General features: G+C 64.3%; 14 protein-coding genes. 8 read left to right on the top strand and 6 right to left on the bottom strand.

Annotation, left to right across the window (positions count from 1 at the left end; all coding sequences use genetic code 11):
• Complete coding sequence (locus NCT05_RS28150) at window positions 1–594, bottom strand: BPSL1445 family SYLF domain-containing lipoprotein (RefSeq protein ID WP_008346946.1); 594 nt, start codon at window positions 592–594, stop codon at window positions 1–3.
• A gap of 125 nt (window positions 595–719) precedes the next feature.
• Here NCT05_RS28150 and NCT05_RS28145 point away from each other — a divergent pair, with 125 nt between their 5' ends.
• Window positions 720–1178, top strand: a complete 459-nt coding sequence (locus tag NCT05_RS28145; protein ID WP_250503700.1) for a septal ring lytic transglycosylase RlpA family protein — start codon at window positions 720–722, stop codon at window positions 1176–1178.
• A 14-nt stretch (window positions 1179–1192) separates the two neighbouring features.
• Here NCT05_RS28145 and NCT05_RS28140 read toward each other — a convergent pair whose 3' ends face one another.
• Window positions 1193–2080, bottom strand: a complete 888-nt coding sequence (locus tag NCT05_RS28140; protein WP_250503698.1) for a PTS sugar transporter subunit IIA — start codon at window positions 2078–2080, stop codon at window positions 1193–1195.
• A gap of 606 nt (window positions 2081–2686) precedes the next feature.
• On the opposite strand from NCT05_RS28140, the gene NCT05_RS28135 reads away from it, so the two are divergent.
• Together NCT05_RS28135 and NCT05_RS28130 are read left to right on the top strand one after the other, a co-directional pair.
• A complete protein-coding gene (locus NCT05_RS28135; protein ID WP_250503697.1) occupies window positions 2687–4234 on the top strand; it encodes a methyl-accepting chemotaxis protein in 1548 nt (515 codons plus the stop codon).
• A gap of 56 nt (window positions 4235–4290) precedes the next feature.
• A complete protein-coding gene (locus tag NCT05_RS28130; RefSeq protein ID WP_175981487.1) occupies window positions 4291–4797 on the top strand; it encodes an NUDIX domain-containing protein in 507 nt (168 codons plus the stop codon).
• Here NCT05_RS28130 and NCT05_RS28125 read toward each other — a convergent pair.
• Together NCT05_RS28125 and NCT05_RS28120 are read right to left on the bottom strand one after the other, a co-directional pair.
• Complete coding sequence (locus tag NCT05_RS28125) at window positions 4788–5234, bottom strand: type II 3-dehydroquinate dehydratase (RefSeq protein WP_008346936.1); 447 nt, start codon at window positions 5232–5234, stop codon at window positions 4788–4790. The two genes, NCT05_RS28130 and NCT05_RS28125, sit on opposite strands and share 10 nt — an antisense overlap.
• A gap of 4 nt (window positions 5235–5238) precedes the next feature.
• Window positions 5239–6522 carry an MFS transporter gene (locus NCT05_RS28120; protein ID WP_008346933.1) on the bottom strand — a complete coding sequence of 428 codons (1284 nt, stop codon included), beginning with the start codon at window positions 6520–6522 and terminating at the stop codon, window positions 5239–5241.
• 188 nt (window positions 6523–6710) lie between these two features.
• Here NCT05_RS28120 and NCT05_RS28115 point away from each other — a divergent pair, with 188 nt between their 5' ends.
• Window positions 6711–7496 (top strand): IclR family transcriptional regulator, encoded by a 786-nt coding sequence (locus NCT05_RS28115; protein WP_250503696.1) that lies wholly within the window; start codon window positions 6711–6713, stop codon window positions 7494–7496.
• 132 nt (window positions 7497–7628) lie between these two features.
• On the opposite strand, the gene otnC is transcribed toward NCT05_RS28115, so the two are convergent.
• Both otnC and otnK read right to left on the bottom strand, forming a co-directional pair.
• Complete coding sequence (otnC, locus tag NCT05_RS28110) at window positions 7629–8264, bottom strand: 3-oxo-tetronate 4-phosphate decarboxylase (protein WP_008346930.1); 636 nt, start codon at window positions 8262–8264, stop codon at window positions 7629–7631.
• Window positions 8264–9565, bottom strand: a complete 1302-nt coding sequence (otnK, locus tag NCT05_RS28105; RefSeq protein WP_250503695.1) for a 3-oxo-tetronate kinase — start codon at window positions 9563–9565, stop codon at window positions 8264–8266. The genes otnC and otnK overlap by 1 nt, the downstream gene beginning before the upstream one ends.
• 186 nt (window positions 9566–9751) lie before the next feature.
• Between otnK and NCT05_RS28100 the strand changes: the two genes are divergently transcribed.
• The 4 genes from NCT05_RS28100 to NCT05_RS28085 all read left to right on the top strand — a co-directional run bounded on the left by NCT05_RS28100 (window position 9752) and on the right by NCT05_RS28085 (window position 15255).
• The gene (locus tag NCT05_RS28100; RefSeq protein ID WP_250503693.1) at window positions 9752–11131 is read left to right on the top strand and encodes a homoserine dehydrogenase; all 1380 of its coding nucleotides are present in this window, start codon (window positions 9752–9754) and stop codon (window positions 11129–11131) included.
• Between the two features lie 59 nt (window positions 11132–11190).
• Window positions 11191–12540: a GntT/GntP/DsdX family permease gene (locus tag NCT05_RS28095; protein WP_250503692.1), complete on the top strand. Its 1350-nt coding sequence runs from the start codon at window positions 11191–11193 to the stop codon at window positions 12538–12540.
• 54 nt (window positions 12541–12594) lie between these two features.
• Window positions 12595–13404, top strand: coding sequence for a DeoR/GlpR family DNA-binding transcription regulator (locus NCT05_RS28090; protein ID WP_008346923.1), 810 nt, complete (start codon window positions 12595–12597; stop codon window positions 13402–13404).
• A gap of 270 nt (window positions 13405–13674) precedes the next feature.
• A complete protein-coding gene (locus NCT05_RS28085; protein ID WP_250503691.1) occupies window positions 13675–15255 on the top strand; it encodes an isocitrate lyase in 1581 nt (526 codons plus the stop codon).
• Window positions 15256–15261 lie beyond the last annotated feature (6 nt).

Below are 15261 nucleotides of genomic sequence, written 5' to 3'. Positions count from 1 at the left end.
TTACGGACTCAGCCGGCTGACCTTCGTGCCTTCGAGCGACACGCCGGCCATGAGACCGGCATTCGTCAGCACGAAGACCTCGACGGGATTCGTGGCCGTGGTCGTATCGAGCTGGCCGTTCGCGCCGAGCCTGGCGACCGCGACGGTCGCATCGGTGCCGGCCGCCCAGCCGTCGCGCCGACGGAATTGCGCGAGCGCATCGTCGGTCAGGAACACATAGATGATCGCTTTCGATTGCGCGCCAATCTGCAAGCCGAACGAGCCGCCCGCCGTGCTGTAGTAGCCGTCGGTGCGGCCATCGATACGCAATGCGCCTTCGCCATATTGCGCGCCGAACCAGAAGCCCGCCGCGATCACGCGAGGAAAAACGAGCACGCCGCGCGCCTTGCTCACGAGTTCGCGCGAGCCGTTCACGGAAACATATAACCGTTGCAGCGTCGCATCGACGGCGGCGTCGATGGCGCGATCGCGATCGGCCGTGCCGGCTGCGGTTTCGCCGGACGACGGACCCGTGGTCGTGCATCCGGCAATGCACAGCGCCGCCGCCGCCATGCCGCCGGTGAGCAAAAGACGCCTCTTGTTCTTCTGATTCATACGGTTCCTCTCATCGACAGTATCGTGGGCTCTCGCACTATACAAGCGTATTGCGCAGAGGGAAACGGTCCGAAGTCTGCTACGCCGATGCAAAGTCGGGACATCGGATTCGAGAGGATAAGAACATGAAGCGGCTTCGGGCATTCGTATGCGCGTTGATGTCGACGTGTTTGAGCAGCGCTTATGCGGCGCGCGAGACGGCATCGCCGAATCATCATCGTCATCACGCCAAGGCGAAGTCCGCGCATGCAAGCGGGATCGATCGCTCAGGCAAGCCGCGCAAGGGCGAGGCTTCGTACTACGGCCGCAAGTTCTACAAGAAAAAAATGGCCGATGGCACACACATGGATCCGCAGTCCAACGCGGCCGCGAGCAAGACCCTTCCGCTCGGCACCAAGGCGCGCGTCACGAATCTCGAGAACGGCAACAGCGATGTCGTCGAGATCAAGGACCGCGGTCCTTATGCGAAGAACCGGATCGTGGATGTATCGCCGAAGACGGCGGACAAGCTCGGGATCAAAAAGGATGGCACCGCACCCGTCGAAGTAAAGCCGATCGAAGTTCCGCAGGCGGAAACAAGGTAGGATGGCGAAATAAATTACGTCGCGCTTCGCGCGGGTCCGCTGACGGGGAAATCCGCGAAAAGCCTGCATACCGCAGTCGCATTGCGGCAGAAATGAAGTTGCTCGCGGAACCGATGATCGCAAAAGTGCTCCGCGACTTCACCGAGCAAATGCAGATGCGTCATGCTCACGCGCTCGGGAACGAAGAGGGCGATCACATCCGTTACGGGCTTTCCATCGGGCGCGGCGTAGGGAATCGGCGCTGCGGGGCGGATATACAGCGCCATCGCCTGATTCACTTCTTCGAGTTGTCCGTGCGGGACGGCAACGCCTTCGCCAAGCGCGGTCGAACCGAGCGCCTCGCGGGCCGCGAGGCATGACGTGACTTGATCCGCCGCGAATCCATATCGATCGTCGACGAAGCGCCCGATCGTGCTGAAAAGCGCGTCCCGATTCGCGATATCCGCGCCGAGCAATATGTGCTCCGGCGTCAGCAGGCCGGATAGCGAAGTCGGTTCGTCGCGCGGCTTGACGATATGCGCCGCCGAATCACCGCCGATCGAAACGCTGCGTTCCATGAGGTTGCGCCAGGCATCGGAAGGCGTGTCCGGAACTTCGAGCAAGCCGCTTACTTTTGCCGATGGCGCGACGTCGGACAGACGATCGATCGCGCCGTGGAGGGCCGTTCGCGGCAGGATCAGCGTGAGCCGGACGCGATCGCGTTCGTGCAGTGGCGTGACGCGTATCGTCCACGGTTCGCCCACGCAGTCGCGCACGAGCGAGCGGCGCAGCGGCGTGGCATGTTTTGCGTCGATGGTTACGTGAACCATCACATGACGGCTCTCGCCGAATGGCGCGACGCGGCCCGGCGCGGTTCTCGCGAAGCCCAATCGCGCGATGAAGGCTGACAGCGCGCTGACCATGTCGACTCCTTTACGGACGCGTGGCGAAGCAAGCACTTCAGCATAAACCCGCGCACATGAAGACGACGTAAAAATGCTCAGGCGTGTGGAGAGCGAGACTCGTATGAAGCGCTCACGGCGCTTTGCATCGTGATCAGAGGGACGGAAGGGACAAATCGCGCACGTCGGAAGAGCAAAACGCGACGCGCGCGCCGATCAGTGCATGCAGGTTATGTTGCAGGCAGCGTAGAAGATACGCGGAAGACTGATCTTCGCGTCCGAGTTGCCTTTGCTTTGCGAGGCGCGTCTGCTGCCGGGCGATCATCCCCTTGCAGTCTTGAATATGGCGGTCGATTACCGTCAATTCTTTGCTCAATCTGTCACCGATACGAGAAAAAGCCCGCCGTGAGAGAGGGCGGGCCATGCGTTGCGAGCGCGCCGAGGCGGGGGCCAAAGCGCCATTTCAGAATAGCCCGGTTCGTCGATGGAATGGCCGTCCGTAACTGATCCCAAACGGGCGGCTCATGGCGTTTTTCGGGCTCGCCGCCCTCCAGTTCCGGCCGGGGTTGCCGATAAACCAGCGATCCGCGTCCCAAAGCGCTCGCAGCGTCTATCCACACTTTCCCGATGAAACTCAGTCTCAAGATTCCCCTCGCATTCGCCGCCGCGCTCGTTTTGATGTTCGCCGGCGCCCTCTATGGCATTTTCGCGCTCAACGGCTCCATCGACGCCTACCGCACCGAAGTCGCGGCCAACGTCGCCAGCGAGCGCATGGTTTCGGAGATGCTCGTCACGTTCAAGCTGCAGGTGCAGGAGTGGAAGGACACGCTCCTGCGCGGCAAGGATCCGCAGAAGCTGCAGAAGTACTGGAGCGCTTTCGAAACCCGCGAGCGCACCGTCAACAAGCTCGCGGACGAACTCAAGCGCACGCTGCCCGCAGGAGAAAGCCGCGATCTGATCGAGCGATTCGCGTCCGCGCACCTCGCGATGGGCACGGGATACCGGCGCGGCTTCGAAGCGTTCAAGTCAGCGGGATCCGAGGCATCTGCCGGGGATAGCGCAGTTGCAGGCGTCGACCGTGAACCGGCCGAGCTGCTCGAACAGGCCGCGAGGAAAATTGCCGCCGACAGCGCCCGCGTCTCCGCGCAAGCCGACGCCGATGCGCGGCAGGCATCGTTCGCCAGCATCGCGTTGATGCTCGTCGTGCTGGCGCTCGCGCTCATCGGCGGATACGTGTTCAGCCGCAGCGTGTCGCGTCCGCTCAATCGTGCGCTGGGCTGCGCGCAGGCTGTTGCAACGGGCGATCTGTCGCTCGAGTTCGATGCGCGCGGCAAGGACGAAATCGCGGAACTGCTCGTCGCGCTCAAGCACATGCAGACGAGTCTCGCGAAGGTGGTCGGGCAGGTGCGTCATAACGCGGAAGGCGTCGCGACCGCGAGCGCGCAGATCGCATCGGGCAATCTCGATCTGTCCTCGCGTACCGAGGAACAGGCCGCATCGCTGCAGGAAACCGCGGCCAGCATGGAAGAAATCACGGCGACCGTGCGGCAGAACGCGGAGCACGCGGCCGCTGCGTCGTCGCTCGCGCAAACCGCATGGCAAACCGCTGCGTCCGGTGGCGACACGATGGAGCAGGTCATCGAGACCATGCAAGGCATCTCCGAAAGCTCGGGCAAGGTGAGCGAGATCATCGCCGTCATCGATGCCATCGCGTTCCAGACCAACATCCTCGCGTTGAACGCGGCCGTGGAAGCAGCGCGCGCCGGCGAGGAAGGGCGCGGCTTTGCGGTCGTCGCGGCCGAAGTTCGCTCGCTCGCGCAACGCAGCGCGTCGGCGGCGAAGGAGATCAAGGTGCTGATCGAACAGTCGACGGGCCGCGTCGAAACCGGCGCGGCGCTGGTGCGCGATGCGGGCGCGATCATCGCCGATATCGTCGGTTCGGTGCAACGCGTGACGGGCGTCGTCGGCGAGATTTCGGCGGCGTCGGAAGAGCAGCGCAGCGGCATCGAGCAAGTCAATCTGGCCGTGACGCAAATGGACGAAGTCACGCAGCAGAATGCCGCGCTGGTCGAGCAGGCGTCCGCGGCCGCGCACGCGCTGGCGGAACAGTCCGCGTCGCTGCGTGACGCGGTGGCGGTGTTCAGATTGCGCGGTGACGCGGTTCAGGCTGCATGAGCACGCGCGATAAACTGTGCCGCATGAACGCAACGAAACGGAAAGACTCTCTGACGATGCAACGAAAGGAGCGAGCCCCCACGCGCAATCACGACCAGGCGCGGCCGGCCACGCTGATCGACTCTGTCTGGCGCGTGATGCTTCGCGTCGCGTTCCGGCTCGCGCGCGCGTGGTGGAGCCTTCGACAGCCTGAGCACGAAGGCGCGCTCGTGGCGATCTACGTCGGATCGATGCTCCTCCTGGTGAAGCCGTCGTATCGGCTCGAATGGAACTTGCCCGGCGGAAGTATCGACCCGGGCGAGACGCCTCATGCCGCGGCGCTGCGCGAACTCGAAGAAGAGATCGGCCTCACGTCGCATCCGCTACGCCCTGCGGGCAGCGCGTGCGGCATATGGGACGGGCGGCGCGACACCGTGCATTTCTTCGAGCTGCATCTCGATGCGATGCCCGAATTGCGGCTCGATAATCGCGAGATCATCGCCGTGCATTGGGCGTCGCCGGAAGAATTGCGCGGCCTTGCGTTGACGGACGCAGCGGCCGCGTATTGCGAGACTCAGCTTTGATCGCCCCAAAGGTCGTCGACCGCGCGGATCGCGAGCAAGTAGCCGTTCGCGCCGGCTCCGCAGATGACCGCGGTGGCGGCCACCGAGATCGTCGAATGGCGATACTCCTCTGAGCGCCGATGAATGTTCGTGATGTGCACTTCCACCACCGGCCGGCGAATCAGCTTGACCGCGTCGAGCACCGGAATCCGCCCGAACGAAAAACCTGCCGGGTTGATGATCAGCGCGGCGTCCTGCAAGAACGCCTCCTGAATCCAGTCGATCAGTTGACTTTCGCTGTTGGTCTGACGGAATACGCAGTCGAACTTGAGCGTCTCGCCGAGCGCGAGACAGTTCTGTTCGATGTCCTTTAGCGTCGTATGCCCGTAGATGTGCGGCTCCCGTGCGCCGAGCATGTTCAGATTGGAGCCGTTGAGAATGTAGAGTTTGCGAGCCATGGTGTCAGTGGGTAGCGCTGCGTTCGAGGGACGTGTCTTTGGTTTCCCGCGACGTCGCGATCATGAGGAAGGAAAGCAGGTTCAGCGAGCCGCAGACAGCGACGATGGCCCACGGTGAACCGTGAAAGGCATTGAGCAGCGCGACCGCGACGATCGGCATCGGTCCGCCGGTGAGCAGATTGGCGCCGGAGTAGGACAGCGCGGAGCCCGTGTAGCGCGCTTCGGTCGGAAACGATTCTGCGAACCACACCGGCTGAATGCCGCTCTGGAACTGTGTGAAGCCGAGGAAGGCGCCCATCACGGCCATCGTCATGGCGATGGAGTGCTGATTGAGGATCGGAAAGTAGATCAGGCAGCAGATCAGCGTGCAGAACGAGCCGATCATCAGCGCGCGCTTGCGCCCGATCCGGTCGCTCAGATAGCCGCCCGCCAGAGCGCCCACGATGGCGCAGACATTGGCGACCATCAGCAGCATGAAGCCGGTCTGTTTGGGCACGCCGAGGTTCTTCGTCAGATAGCTGAGCGAGAACACCACGATCAGATAGAACAGCGCAGCCGGGCCGCAGAAGAACAGCGTGAGGCGCAGCGCGGTGCGCCAGTGGAACTTGAATACGACGCCGAGGGGATTCGCGGCGCGCGCGCCTTCGCCTTTCTTCCTGAGCGCCTCGAATGCCGGCGTCTCGCTGACCTTCATGCGGATATAGATGCCGAGCAGCACGAGCACGAAACTCGCGAGGAACGGGATTCTCCATCCGAACGATTCAAAGTCATCGGCCGACAGCAAGGCGGACAACGTGAAGAGCGCGAGATTGGCGAGTATCTGGCTGAGCGGCGAGCAAATGCCGAGCAGGCCCGAATACAGCCCGCGCTTCGAAGCGGATGCGTGTTCGACGGCCATCAACTGCGCGCCCGTCGATTCCCCGCCGAGCGCGAAACCCTGAACGATGCGCAACGAGACCAGCAACGTGGGCGCGAGGATGCCGACTTGCTGATAAGTGGGCAGCAGTCCCATCAGGAACGACGACGCGCCCATCACCGAGACCGTTATCAGCATGAGGTTGCGGCGTCCCCAACGATCGCCGAGCATGCCGCAGATCACCGCGCCGAGGGGCCGCGCGGCAAGCCCGGCCCAGAAGCTCGCGAGCGATGCGAGCAGTGAGGCGGTCGGGTCGAGGGACGGGAAGAACAGCTTGGGAAAGATCGTGGCCGCGACCACGCCGTACAACGCGAAGTCGAACCATTCCAGCGCCGTACCGACGGTGGCGCCCGCCACGGCGCGACGCGCCATCAAGTGAGCCTGTGCGGATCGTTCGCTCGCGGCAATGTTTGGGTCAGCGATGACTGACATGACGTCTCCTGAGTTTTCGGTATCTTCAAACGTTCGTTTCTGGTGACGAACAGATGCTATTGTTTGCGCTGCCAAAGCGAGGCGTTCCGCACCGGAACTGCGTTTCATATCACGAAAATAGCCAAACGATGTCGCTGAAAAACGGTCTGCGTGTCCTCGACTTTCTCGCGTCGCAAGGCGAAGGCGCGGGCCTTTTGGCCATCGCCGATGCGCTCGGCTTGCCGCGCAGCACATGCCACCGCGTGCTCGTCGAGCTCGTCGAAGGCGGCTATGTCAGGCAGATGGCCGATCAGGGCCGCTACATCCTGACCATGCGGATGACATCGAACGGGCTGGAATTCCTGAGTCTCACGGGCATCGCGGATATCGCCCAGCCGATCATCGAACGCGTCGCCGCGCGGACCGGCGAACTGGCGCGTCTGTCGCTGGTGGACGGTGAAGCGATCATCTGGGTAGGGAAGGCAGACGGGCAACGCACCGGCTTTCGCTACGATCCCGACATGGGTCAGGCAGCGCAGCTTTCGTGCACATCGACCGGACACGCATGGCTCATGACGATGTCGGACGAACGCGCGGCCGCGCTCGTGCTGAAGCAGGGCTTCGGGCAGCCGAACGAGTTCGGACCCAATGCGCCGACGACGCTCAAGGCGCTACTCGGTTTCCTGCACGCGGCGCGCGTGCGTGGCTACGCGATGATCGACGAGGTGTTTGCGCCGCGCATGTCGGCGGTGGCCGTGCCTGTGGTCAGCGGCTCGCGCTGCGTCGGCGTGATCAGCCTGGCCGGTCCGCGCGTGCGGCTGACCGCCGAGAAGATTCACGAGTATTCGGTCCTGCTGCTCGAAGCTTCCAGTGAGCTGGCCCAGTTGAGCAATCTCGCGGGATTTCCGAGCCGGCCGCCGCTCGGCAAGGGATGAGCGTTCGGCCCTTTCGGTCGCGCCCGGCAGCGACTCGCGCGGCATCGGGATCGGCCTGGTGCACAAGTTCTGATCGCGACGGCGTTCTGTCGACGATCGAACGCACATCTCACCGATTCGCTTGCTGCGCCGCTACCAGCGCACGCCAAAAGCCGCGCACAAGTCAGCGATGGCGGACTGATCCAGCGGAGCGGGACGCGGCGTCGTCATGAGCCACAGACGCGCGGTTTCTTCGAGTTCCTCGAGCGCATACGAAGCGTGCGAGACGCTGCGTTCCCACACTACCGGCCCGAGCCGTTCGAGCAATACGGCCCGCACGGACGACGCACGCCGCGCGATTTCCGCGGCCACCTGCGGGTCGCCCGGACGCCGGTATCGCACGAGCGGCACATGCCCGACCTTCATCACGTAGTACGGCGTGATGGGCGGCAGCACGTCTTCATCGCTCCATACGCCCGCGAGCGTCAGCGCGACGAGCGAAGTGGAATGCGTATGCACGATGCCGCGCGTGTCGGCGTTGTTTTCGTAGATTCGGCGATGCAGTTCCAGCGTCTTAGATGGCCGCGCGCCCGACACATGCCGGCCTTGCGCATCGACCTTCGCGATGTCCGCCGGATCGAGCCGCCCGAGACAGGCGTCGGTCGGCGTGATGAGCCAGCCATCGTCGCAGCGCGCGCTGATATTGCCCGCGCTGCCCACGGTATAGCCGCGCGCATAGAGGCTCGCGCCGACCGCGCAGATTTCCTCGCGCAATTTCGCGTCGGTCATCACGAACGTTCTCCTTCGGCATAGCGCAGGGCCTTCGCGAAGAAATCGCGTGCGCCGAAGTTGCCCGACTTGAGCGCGAGCACGAGCGGCGTCTCGCCGAGCGCGACCGTGACGGGCACGCCCGGATCGATCGGCGGTCCGATCTGCAGCATGTCGACGCCGAGCGCCTGCACCACCGCGCCCGAGGTCTCGCCGCCCGCCACCACGAACTTGCGCACGCCGCGCGCCTTCGCCTCGCGGGCGATGGCGGCGAGCGCATCCTCGACGAGCTTGCCCGCCGCCGCGACGCCCAGCTCGCGTTGCACTTCGCTCACTTCGTCGGGCGCGGCGGTCGCATAGACCAGCACCGGCTGCGTCGCGTGCGTATCGATGAAAGCGAGCGCTGCCTCGACGACGGCTTCGCCACGCGCGAGCGCACGCGGATCGATGCGGTACGCGGGGCGCGTCTCGAGCCATTCCGCGACCTGCGCGTTGGTTGCCTTCGACGCGCTGCCTGCCAGAACGAGCGCCGGGCCGCTGACGGCCGGAAGATCGGCGGCCTTGTCGTTCGGCTCGATCAGTCCCGCGCGGCGGAAATTTTCCGGCAATCCGATGGCGACGCCCGAGCCGCCCGTGACGAGCGGCAACTCAGCGCACGCTTCGCCGAGCGTGCGCAGGTCGGCATCGGTGAGCGCATCGGCGATGGCGAGGCGCACGCCGTCGGCGCGCAGCTTCGCGATCGCGTCGCGCACGGCATCGGCGCCCGCCGCGACCGTCGCGCTCGCGATCAGGCCGACTGTCGACTTCGACTGACGCTGCAGCACGCGCACGAGGTTGGGATCGCGCATCGGCGTGAGCGGATGGTTCTCCATGCCGCATTCGTTGAGCAGCGCGTCGCCGACGAACAGATGTCCGCGATACACGGTGCGCCCGTTCTCAGGAAACGCCGGGCAGGCGATCGCGAAGTCGCCTTTGCCGCCGTCGGCGAGCGCATCGAGCAGCGCCTCGGCAACCGGTCCGATGTTGCCCGCATCGGTCGAATCGAAGGTCGAGCAGTACTTGAAGAAAAACCGACGGCAGCCCTGGCCGCGCAGCCAGTCGAGCGCGGCGAGCGACTGCGCGATGGCGTCGTCCTTAGCGATGGTGCGCGATTTGAGCGCGACGACGAGCGCGTCGACATCGTCGAGCACGGCGGATGCTGGCACGCCGATGGTCTGGATCGTACGCATGCCGCCGCGCACCAGCGTGCTGGCGAGGTCGGTGGCGCCGGTGAAATCGTCGGCGATGCATCCCAGAACGGGACGGCGATGGCTTGTTTGCATGGTGTTCCCTCCGGCGGCCGATTGTACGGCGCAGTGAACATTCCGTGTTAATCCATGTTAAAAAAATTGACTGTAATGATAAAGAGCGTTAACGTCTGCTCCATTGGGCGCGGGCTGTGTCCGCGACCTGTCACCCCGTTCGCCGGCTAACGTGCGTCGGCAACGCTTTTTTGCGCGGATCCCAAGATGAACTTCGAACTTCTGTTTTCCCCGGCTTCGTCGGCGCACGCGGGCCAGCCGGTGCGTTACGCGCTGACCGGCGCGAAGGGCGGTTTCGCCCGCACGCTGCTCGCGCAGACGCGGCTGATGGCGCGCCTCTTTCCGGCGGTCCTGTGCGATCTCGACGTCGCCGGGTTGCGCGCGATGTGCATCGAGCTGGGTTTCGATGAAGCCGCGCTCGTCGAATGCGCCGATGCCGCGAGCGTCGCCGCGCTCGACGCCGGCAAGATCGCGCTCGTCGCCGACGTCGCGCTGATCCCCTCGGCGCAGTACGACATCCTCGTCGAAGCGACCGGCAATCCCTCGGTGGGCTATCGCGTGGCGGTCGCGGCGCTCATCGCGAAGCGCCACGTCGCGATGGTCAGCAAGGAAGTCGATTCGGTCGCGGGCGTGTCGCTCGCGCGGCTCGCCCAGCGCCAGGGCGTCGTCTACACGACGGCGGACGGCGATCAGCCGTCGAACCTGATCGGCTGGGTGACGTGGGCGCGCGTGCTGGGGCTCGATGTCGTCGCGGCGGGCAAGTCGAGCGAATACGACCTCGTGTTCGACGATGCGACCGGCAAGGTCACACAGCTCGATCAGACGTTCGAAGCGCCGGAACTCGCCGGCCTCATGTCGCTCGGCGACGACATTCCCGCGACGCTCGCCGCGCGCCGCGAAGCGCTGCGCGGCCGCAAGACATCGGCGACGGCGGATTACTGCGAGATGAGCGTCGTCGCGACGAACACGAACCTCGTATCCGACGTCGAACTGCTGCATTACCCGGTCGCGCGCACGACCGAACTTGCCGACATCTACGCGCTGCGCGAAGACGGCGGCGTGCTGTCGCGCTCGGGCGTCATCGACGTGTTCAACATGCTGCGCCGTCCCGACGAGGCGAGCTTCGCGGGCGGCGTGTTCGTCGTCGTGCGTACCTTCGATGCGCCGACGTGGAAACTGCTCGCGCAAAAGGGCCACGTCGTGAGCCGCAACGGCCGCTACGCGTGCCTGTATCTGCCGTATCACTTCATGGGCGTCGAGACGCCGATCACGCTGCTCGACGCGGTGCTGCACGGGCGTCCGTCGGGCGCGGCGAAGCCGGCGCAATGCGTCGTGCTGGCGGGCCGCGCGAACGTGGATATCGCCGCGGGCACGGTGCTGCACATGGGCGGCCATCATCACGACGTGACCGGCGTGCAGGCCGTGCTGCTCGATCGCAGGAACGCCCCCGCCGATGTCGCGCCGCTGTATCTCGCGGCTCACACGACGCTCGCACGCGATGTGAAGGCGGGCGAACTCATCACGATCGCCGATCTGTACAACCCCGACGAAGCGCTGTTGAGCGCATGGACGACGGGCTGCGCCTGAGCGCCGCACGTTCCGATAACGACGAAATCATTCGAACACTGAATCAGGAAGGGGACACCATGCGGGGAGAATTCGGGACGATCACGATGGCTGTGATCGCGATTGTCGTGCTGATCGTTTTGATCGCGCGATACAGGCTGAGTCCGTTCATCGCGCTGACGCTGGTCGCGCTCGGACTCGGGCTCGCGGCGGGCGTGACGCCGGAGCACGCGATCGACAGCTTCACGAAGGGCTTCGGCGGCGCGCTGGCGCGCACCGGGCCGGTCGTGGGTCTGGGCGCGGTGCTGGGCGGCATCATGATCGGCACGGGCGGCGCGGACCGCATCGCGAATGCGTTCGTCGGCAAGCGGCCGTTGTGGCTCGCGCCGTGGACGGTCTGCGCGGCGGCGCTCTTGATCGGCATGCCGCATCTGTTCGACGTGAGCTTCATCATGCTCGCGCCGCTCGTCTATACGATCGCGCGGCGCACCGGCAGCCATCTGCTGTATATCGGCTTGCCGCTCGCAGCCGGCCTTTACGTGTCGCACGGTCTGCTGCCGCCGCATCCGGCGCCGACGCTCGCCGTGACCGCGTATCACGCCAACACCGGCCTCACGCTGCTTTACGGTCTCATCATCGCGATTCCGGCGGCGGTGATTACCGGTCCGCTCTTCACCGCGTTCGCGCGACGCAGCTTCGGCCCGGCGCCCGATCTTTCGAAGGGCCCGGGCGGCACGCGCACCGATGCGGAGAACGCCACCGACGTGTCGCTCGCGCTGTCCGTGCTGTGCCTGCTGATTCCGCCCGGACTGATGCTCGCGGGCACCGTCGGGATGGACTACAGCACGAAGGGCACCGGGCAATACGTGTTCTTCCAGTCGCTCAACGATCCGATCCTGTCGCTGCTTGCCGCGGTGATCTTCGCGTTCTTCGCGCTCGGCATCAAGGCGCGATTCCCGCTCGCGGACATGCAGAAGATGATCGGCAAGGGCATCGCGCCGCTCTCGGCGATCCTGCTGACTCTCGGCGCGGGCGGCGGCTTCAAGCAGATGCTGACATCGATCCATCTGGACACCATCATCGTCACGCACACGGCGAGCTGGGCCGTGAGCCCGCTCGTGCTGGCATGGGTGATCGCCGCGCTGCTGCGCGTGTGCGTCGGCTCGGCGACGGTCGCGACGGTGGCGGCTTCGGGCATCGTCGCGCCGCTGCTTATGTCGCATCCGGGCGTCTCGCCGGAACTGATGGTGCTCGCGACCGCATCCGGCGCGGTGATGCTGTCGCATGTGAACGACTCCGGCTTCTGGCTTTTCAAGGAGTATTTCCAGCTGACGGTCTCGCAGACCCTGCGGACGTGGACGCTGATGCTGTGCGTGCAGTCGCTGGTCGGGCTCGCGGGGGTGCTGCTCATCAACATGTTCATCGGCTAAGATAGGCGACCCCCGGCGAGCCCGCGCGCCGGGGCGCTTAATGAAGGTTTTCTCATGTCGAGCCAGGCCAAACCCGATGCATCCGATGTCCCGCTGATTCCCGATCAGCGGCGCGAGGCCATGCTGCGCCAGTTGCGCCGGGACAAGGTGCTGTCGGTGCATCAGCTGATGGAATCGTTCAACTGTTCGCACATGACGGTGCGGCGCGATATCGCCGCACTCGAGGAAGCCGGATTCGTCTATACGGTGCCGGGCGGCGTGCGGATCGCGAGTCATCTGAACAGCGAGCCGAGCCATCAGTCGAAGGCGGTCGTCGAACAGCCGCAGAAGCAGGCCATCGCGCGCCGCGCCGCAGAAGGTCTGCGCTCCGGCATGTCGATCTATCTCGATGCCGGCACGACCATGCTGTCGTTCGTGCCGCATATCGTCGAGCTGTCGGACATGACGGTCGTGACCAACGACTTCCAGATCGTGCGCGAACTCGCCAGCGCGACGCATGTGAACGTCATACACATCGGCGGACAGCTCGATCACCGGAACCTTTCGAGCGTCGGCACGCTCGCGGCGGCGACGCTGCGCCAGGTCGTGCTCGACGTCGCGTTCATCTCGGCGAGTTCGTGGGACTTGCGCCGTGGCGTGACCACGCCTTCCGCGCCGAAAGTCGAAGTCAAGCTCGCTGCGATGGAAGCCGCCTCGCGCAACGTGCTCACGGTCGCGAGTTCGAAATACGGCACGGTCGGGCTATACAAGGTAGCGAGTCTCGAAAGCTTCGATCAGGTCATCACCGACGATGGCCTCGCCCCGGCTGCCGCAACGGGCATCCGTCAATCGGGAATCGATCTGGCGCTGGCCGCGGTCGAGTGATCCCGGCGGCTCGCCGCACGCATCCATTTTTCGAAAGCGCGTTTCACATCGCGGGACACGCGTCGCGCGTGCGGCGCTTCGACTTTTCGCGGCTTGAAAGCGTGTTTTGCATCGCAAAAACGGTCGGCTATCTCGTTGATATGAAAGGATAAATACTGTCTTGTGTCTTATATAAGACTTGGCTTGCCAGCGAAGAAACGGCGTTACCATGTAGTCATGCGGTTTCGCTTCGACTATTCATCTAACGCGCTTTGTTCTTAGGAGAGTCACATGGCCCAGTATCAAGACGACATCAAGGCAGTTGCCGGTTTGAAAGAGAATCACGGCAGCGCGTGGAGTGCCATCAATCCCGAATATGCCGCGCGCATGCGTGCGCAGAACAAGTTCAAGACGGGCCTCGACATCGCGAAGTACACGGCGAAAATCATGCGTGCCGACATGGCCGCCTACGACGCCGACCCGTCGAAGTACACGCAGTCGCTCGGTTGCTGGCACGGATTCATCGGCCAGCAGAAGATGATCTCCATCAAGAAGCACTTCAACAGCACCGAGCGCCGTTACCTTTATCTGTCCGGCTGGATGGTCGCCGCGCTGCGCTCCGAGTTCGGTCCGCTGCCGGATCAGTCGATGCACGAAAAAACCTCGGTCAGCGCGCTGATCCGCGAGTTGTACACGTTCCTGCGCCAGGCCGACGCGCGTGAGCTCGGCGGCCTGTTCCGTCAGCTCGATGCGGCCGAAGGCGCTGCCAAGGCCGCCATTCAGGAAAAGATCGACAACCACGTGACGCACGTCGTGCCGATCATCGCCGACATCGACGCGGGTTTCGGCAACGCGGAAGCGACGTACCTGCTTGCCAAGCAGTTCATCGAAGCGGGCGCGTGCTGCATCCAGATCGAAAATCAGGTGTCCGACGAGAAGCAGTGCGGTCACCAGGACGGGAAAGTCACCGTGCCGCACGAGGATTTCCTCGCCAAGATTCGCGCGATCCGTTACGCGTTCCTGGAACTCGGTGTCGACGACGGCATCATCGTGGCGCGTACCGATTCGCTCGGCGCGGGCCTCACCAAGCAGATTGCCGTGACGCGCACACCGGGCGACCTGGGCGATCAATACAATTCGTTCCTCGATTGCGAAGAACTGACGGCGGACGAACTGGGCAATGGCGACGTCATCATCAAGCGCGACGGCAAGCTGCTGCGTCCCAAGCGCCTGCCGAGCAACCTGTTCCAGTTCCGTGCCGGCTCGGGCGAGGCGCGCTGCGTGCTGGATTGCGTCACCGCGCTGCAGAACGGCGCCGACCTGCTGTGGATCGAAACCGAGAAACCGCATATCGCGCAGATCGGCGGCATGGTCAGCGAGATCCGCAAGGTCATTCCGAACGCCAAGCTGGTGTACAACAACAGCCCGTCGTTCAACTGGACGCTGAACTTCCGCCAGCAGGCGTACGACACGATGAAGGCCGCGGGCAAGGATGTTTCGGCCTACGACCGCGCCCAGTTGATGAGCGTGGAATACGATCAGACCGAACTCGCGCAGCTCGCCGATGAAAAGATCCGCACCTTCCAGGCCGACGCGTCGCGCGAAGCGGGCATCTTCCATCATCTGATCACGCTGCCGACGTATCACACGGCCGCGCTGTCGACCGACAATCTCGCCAAGGAATACTTCGGCGACCAGGGCATGCTGGGTTATGTGGCGGGCGTGCAGCGCAAGGAAATCCGTCAGGGCATCGCGTGCGTGAAGCACCAGAACATGTCCGGCTCGGACATCGGCGACGATCACAAGGAGTATTTCAGCGGCGAAGCGGCTTTGAAGGCGGCGGGGAAAGACAACACGATGAACCAGTTCTGATCGCGC

Origin of the sequence: Caballeronia sp. AZ7_KS35 (assembly GCF_023631045.1) — a bacterium.
GTDB classification, from domain to species: Bacteria; Pseudomonadota; Gammaproteobacteria; order Burkholderiales; family Burkholderiaceae; genus Caballeronia; species Caballeronia zhejiangensis.
The sequence above is the reverse complement of the archived record's forward strand: the minus strand, read 5'-3'. Positions and strand labels throughout refer to the sequence as shown.

Coding starts and splice junctions, on each gene's coding strand:
- otnK (WP_250503695.1), bottom strand. CDS start 9,565: ATGCAAACAAGCCATCGCCGTCCCGTTCTGGGATGCATCGCCGACGAT.
- NCT05_RS28135 (WP_250503697.1), top strand. CDS start 2,687: ATGAAACTCAGTCTCAAGATTCCCCTCGCATTCGCCGCCGCGCTCGTT.
- NCT05_RS28125 (WP_008346936.1), bottom strand. CDS start 5,234: ATGGCTCGCAAACTCTACATTCTCAACGGCTCCAATCTGAACATGCTC.
- NCT05_RS28120 (WP_008346933.1), bottom strand. CDS start 6,522: ATGGCGCGTCGCGCCGTGGCGGGCGCCACCGTCGGTACGGCGCTGGAA.
- NCT05_RS28100 (WP_250503693.1), top strand. CDS start 9,752: ATGAACTTCGAACTTCTGTTTTCCCCGGCTTCGTCGGCGCACGCGGGC.
- NCT05_RS28140 (WP_250503698.1), bottom strand. CDS start 2,080: ATGGTCAGCGCGCTGTCAGCCTTCATCGCGCGATTGGGCTTCGCGAGA.
- NCT05_RS28150 (WP_008346946.1), bottom strand. CDS start 594: ATGAATCAGAAGAACAAGAGGCGTCTTTTGCTCACCGGCGGCATGGCG.
- NCT05_RS28085 (WP_250503691.1), top strand. CDS start 13,675: ATGGCCCAGTATCAAGACGACATCAAGGCAGTTGCCGGTTTGAAAGAG.
- NCT05_RS28130 (WP_175981487.1), top strand. CDS start 4,291: ATGCAACGAAAGGAGCGAGCCCCCACGCGCAATCACGACCAGGCGCGG.
- NCT05_RS28115 (WP_250503696.1), top strand. CDS start 6,711: ATGTCGCTGAAAAACGGTCTGCGTGTCCTCGACTTTCTCGCGTCGCAA.
- otnC (WP_008346930.1), bottom strand. CDS start 8,264: ATGACCGACGCGAAATTGCGCGAGGAAATCTGCGCGGTCGGCGCGAGC.
- NCT05_RS28090 (WP_008346923.1), top strand. CDS start 12,595: ATGTCGAGCCAGGCCAAACCCGATGCATCCGATGTCCCGCTGATTCCC.
- NCT05_RS28095 (WP_250503692.1), top strand. CDS start 11,191: ATGCGGGGAGAATTCGGGACGATCACGATGGCTGTGATCGCGATTGTC.
- NCT05_RS28145 (WP_250503700.1), top strand. CDS start 720: ATGAAGCGGCTTCGGGCATTCGTATGCGCGTTGATGTCGACGTGTTTG.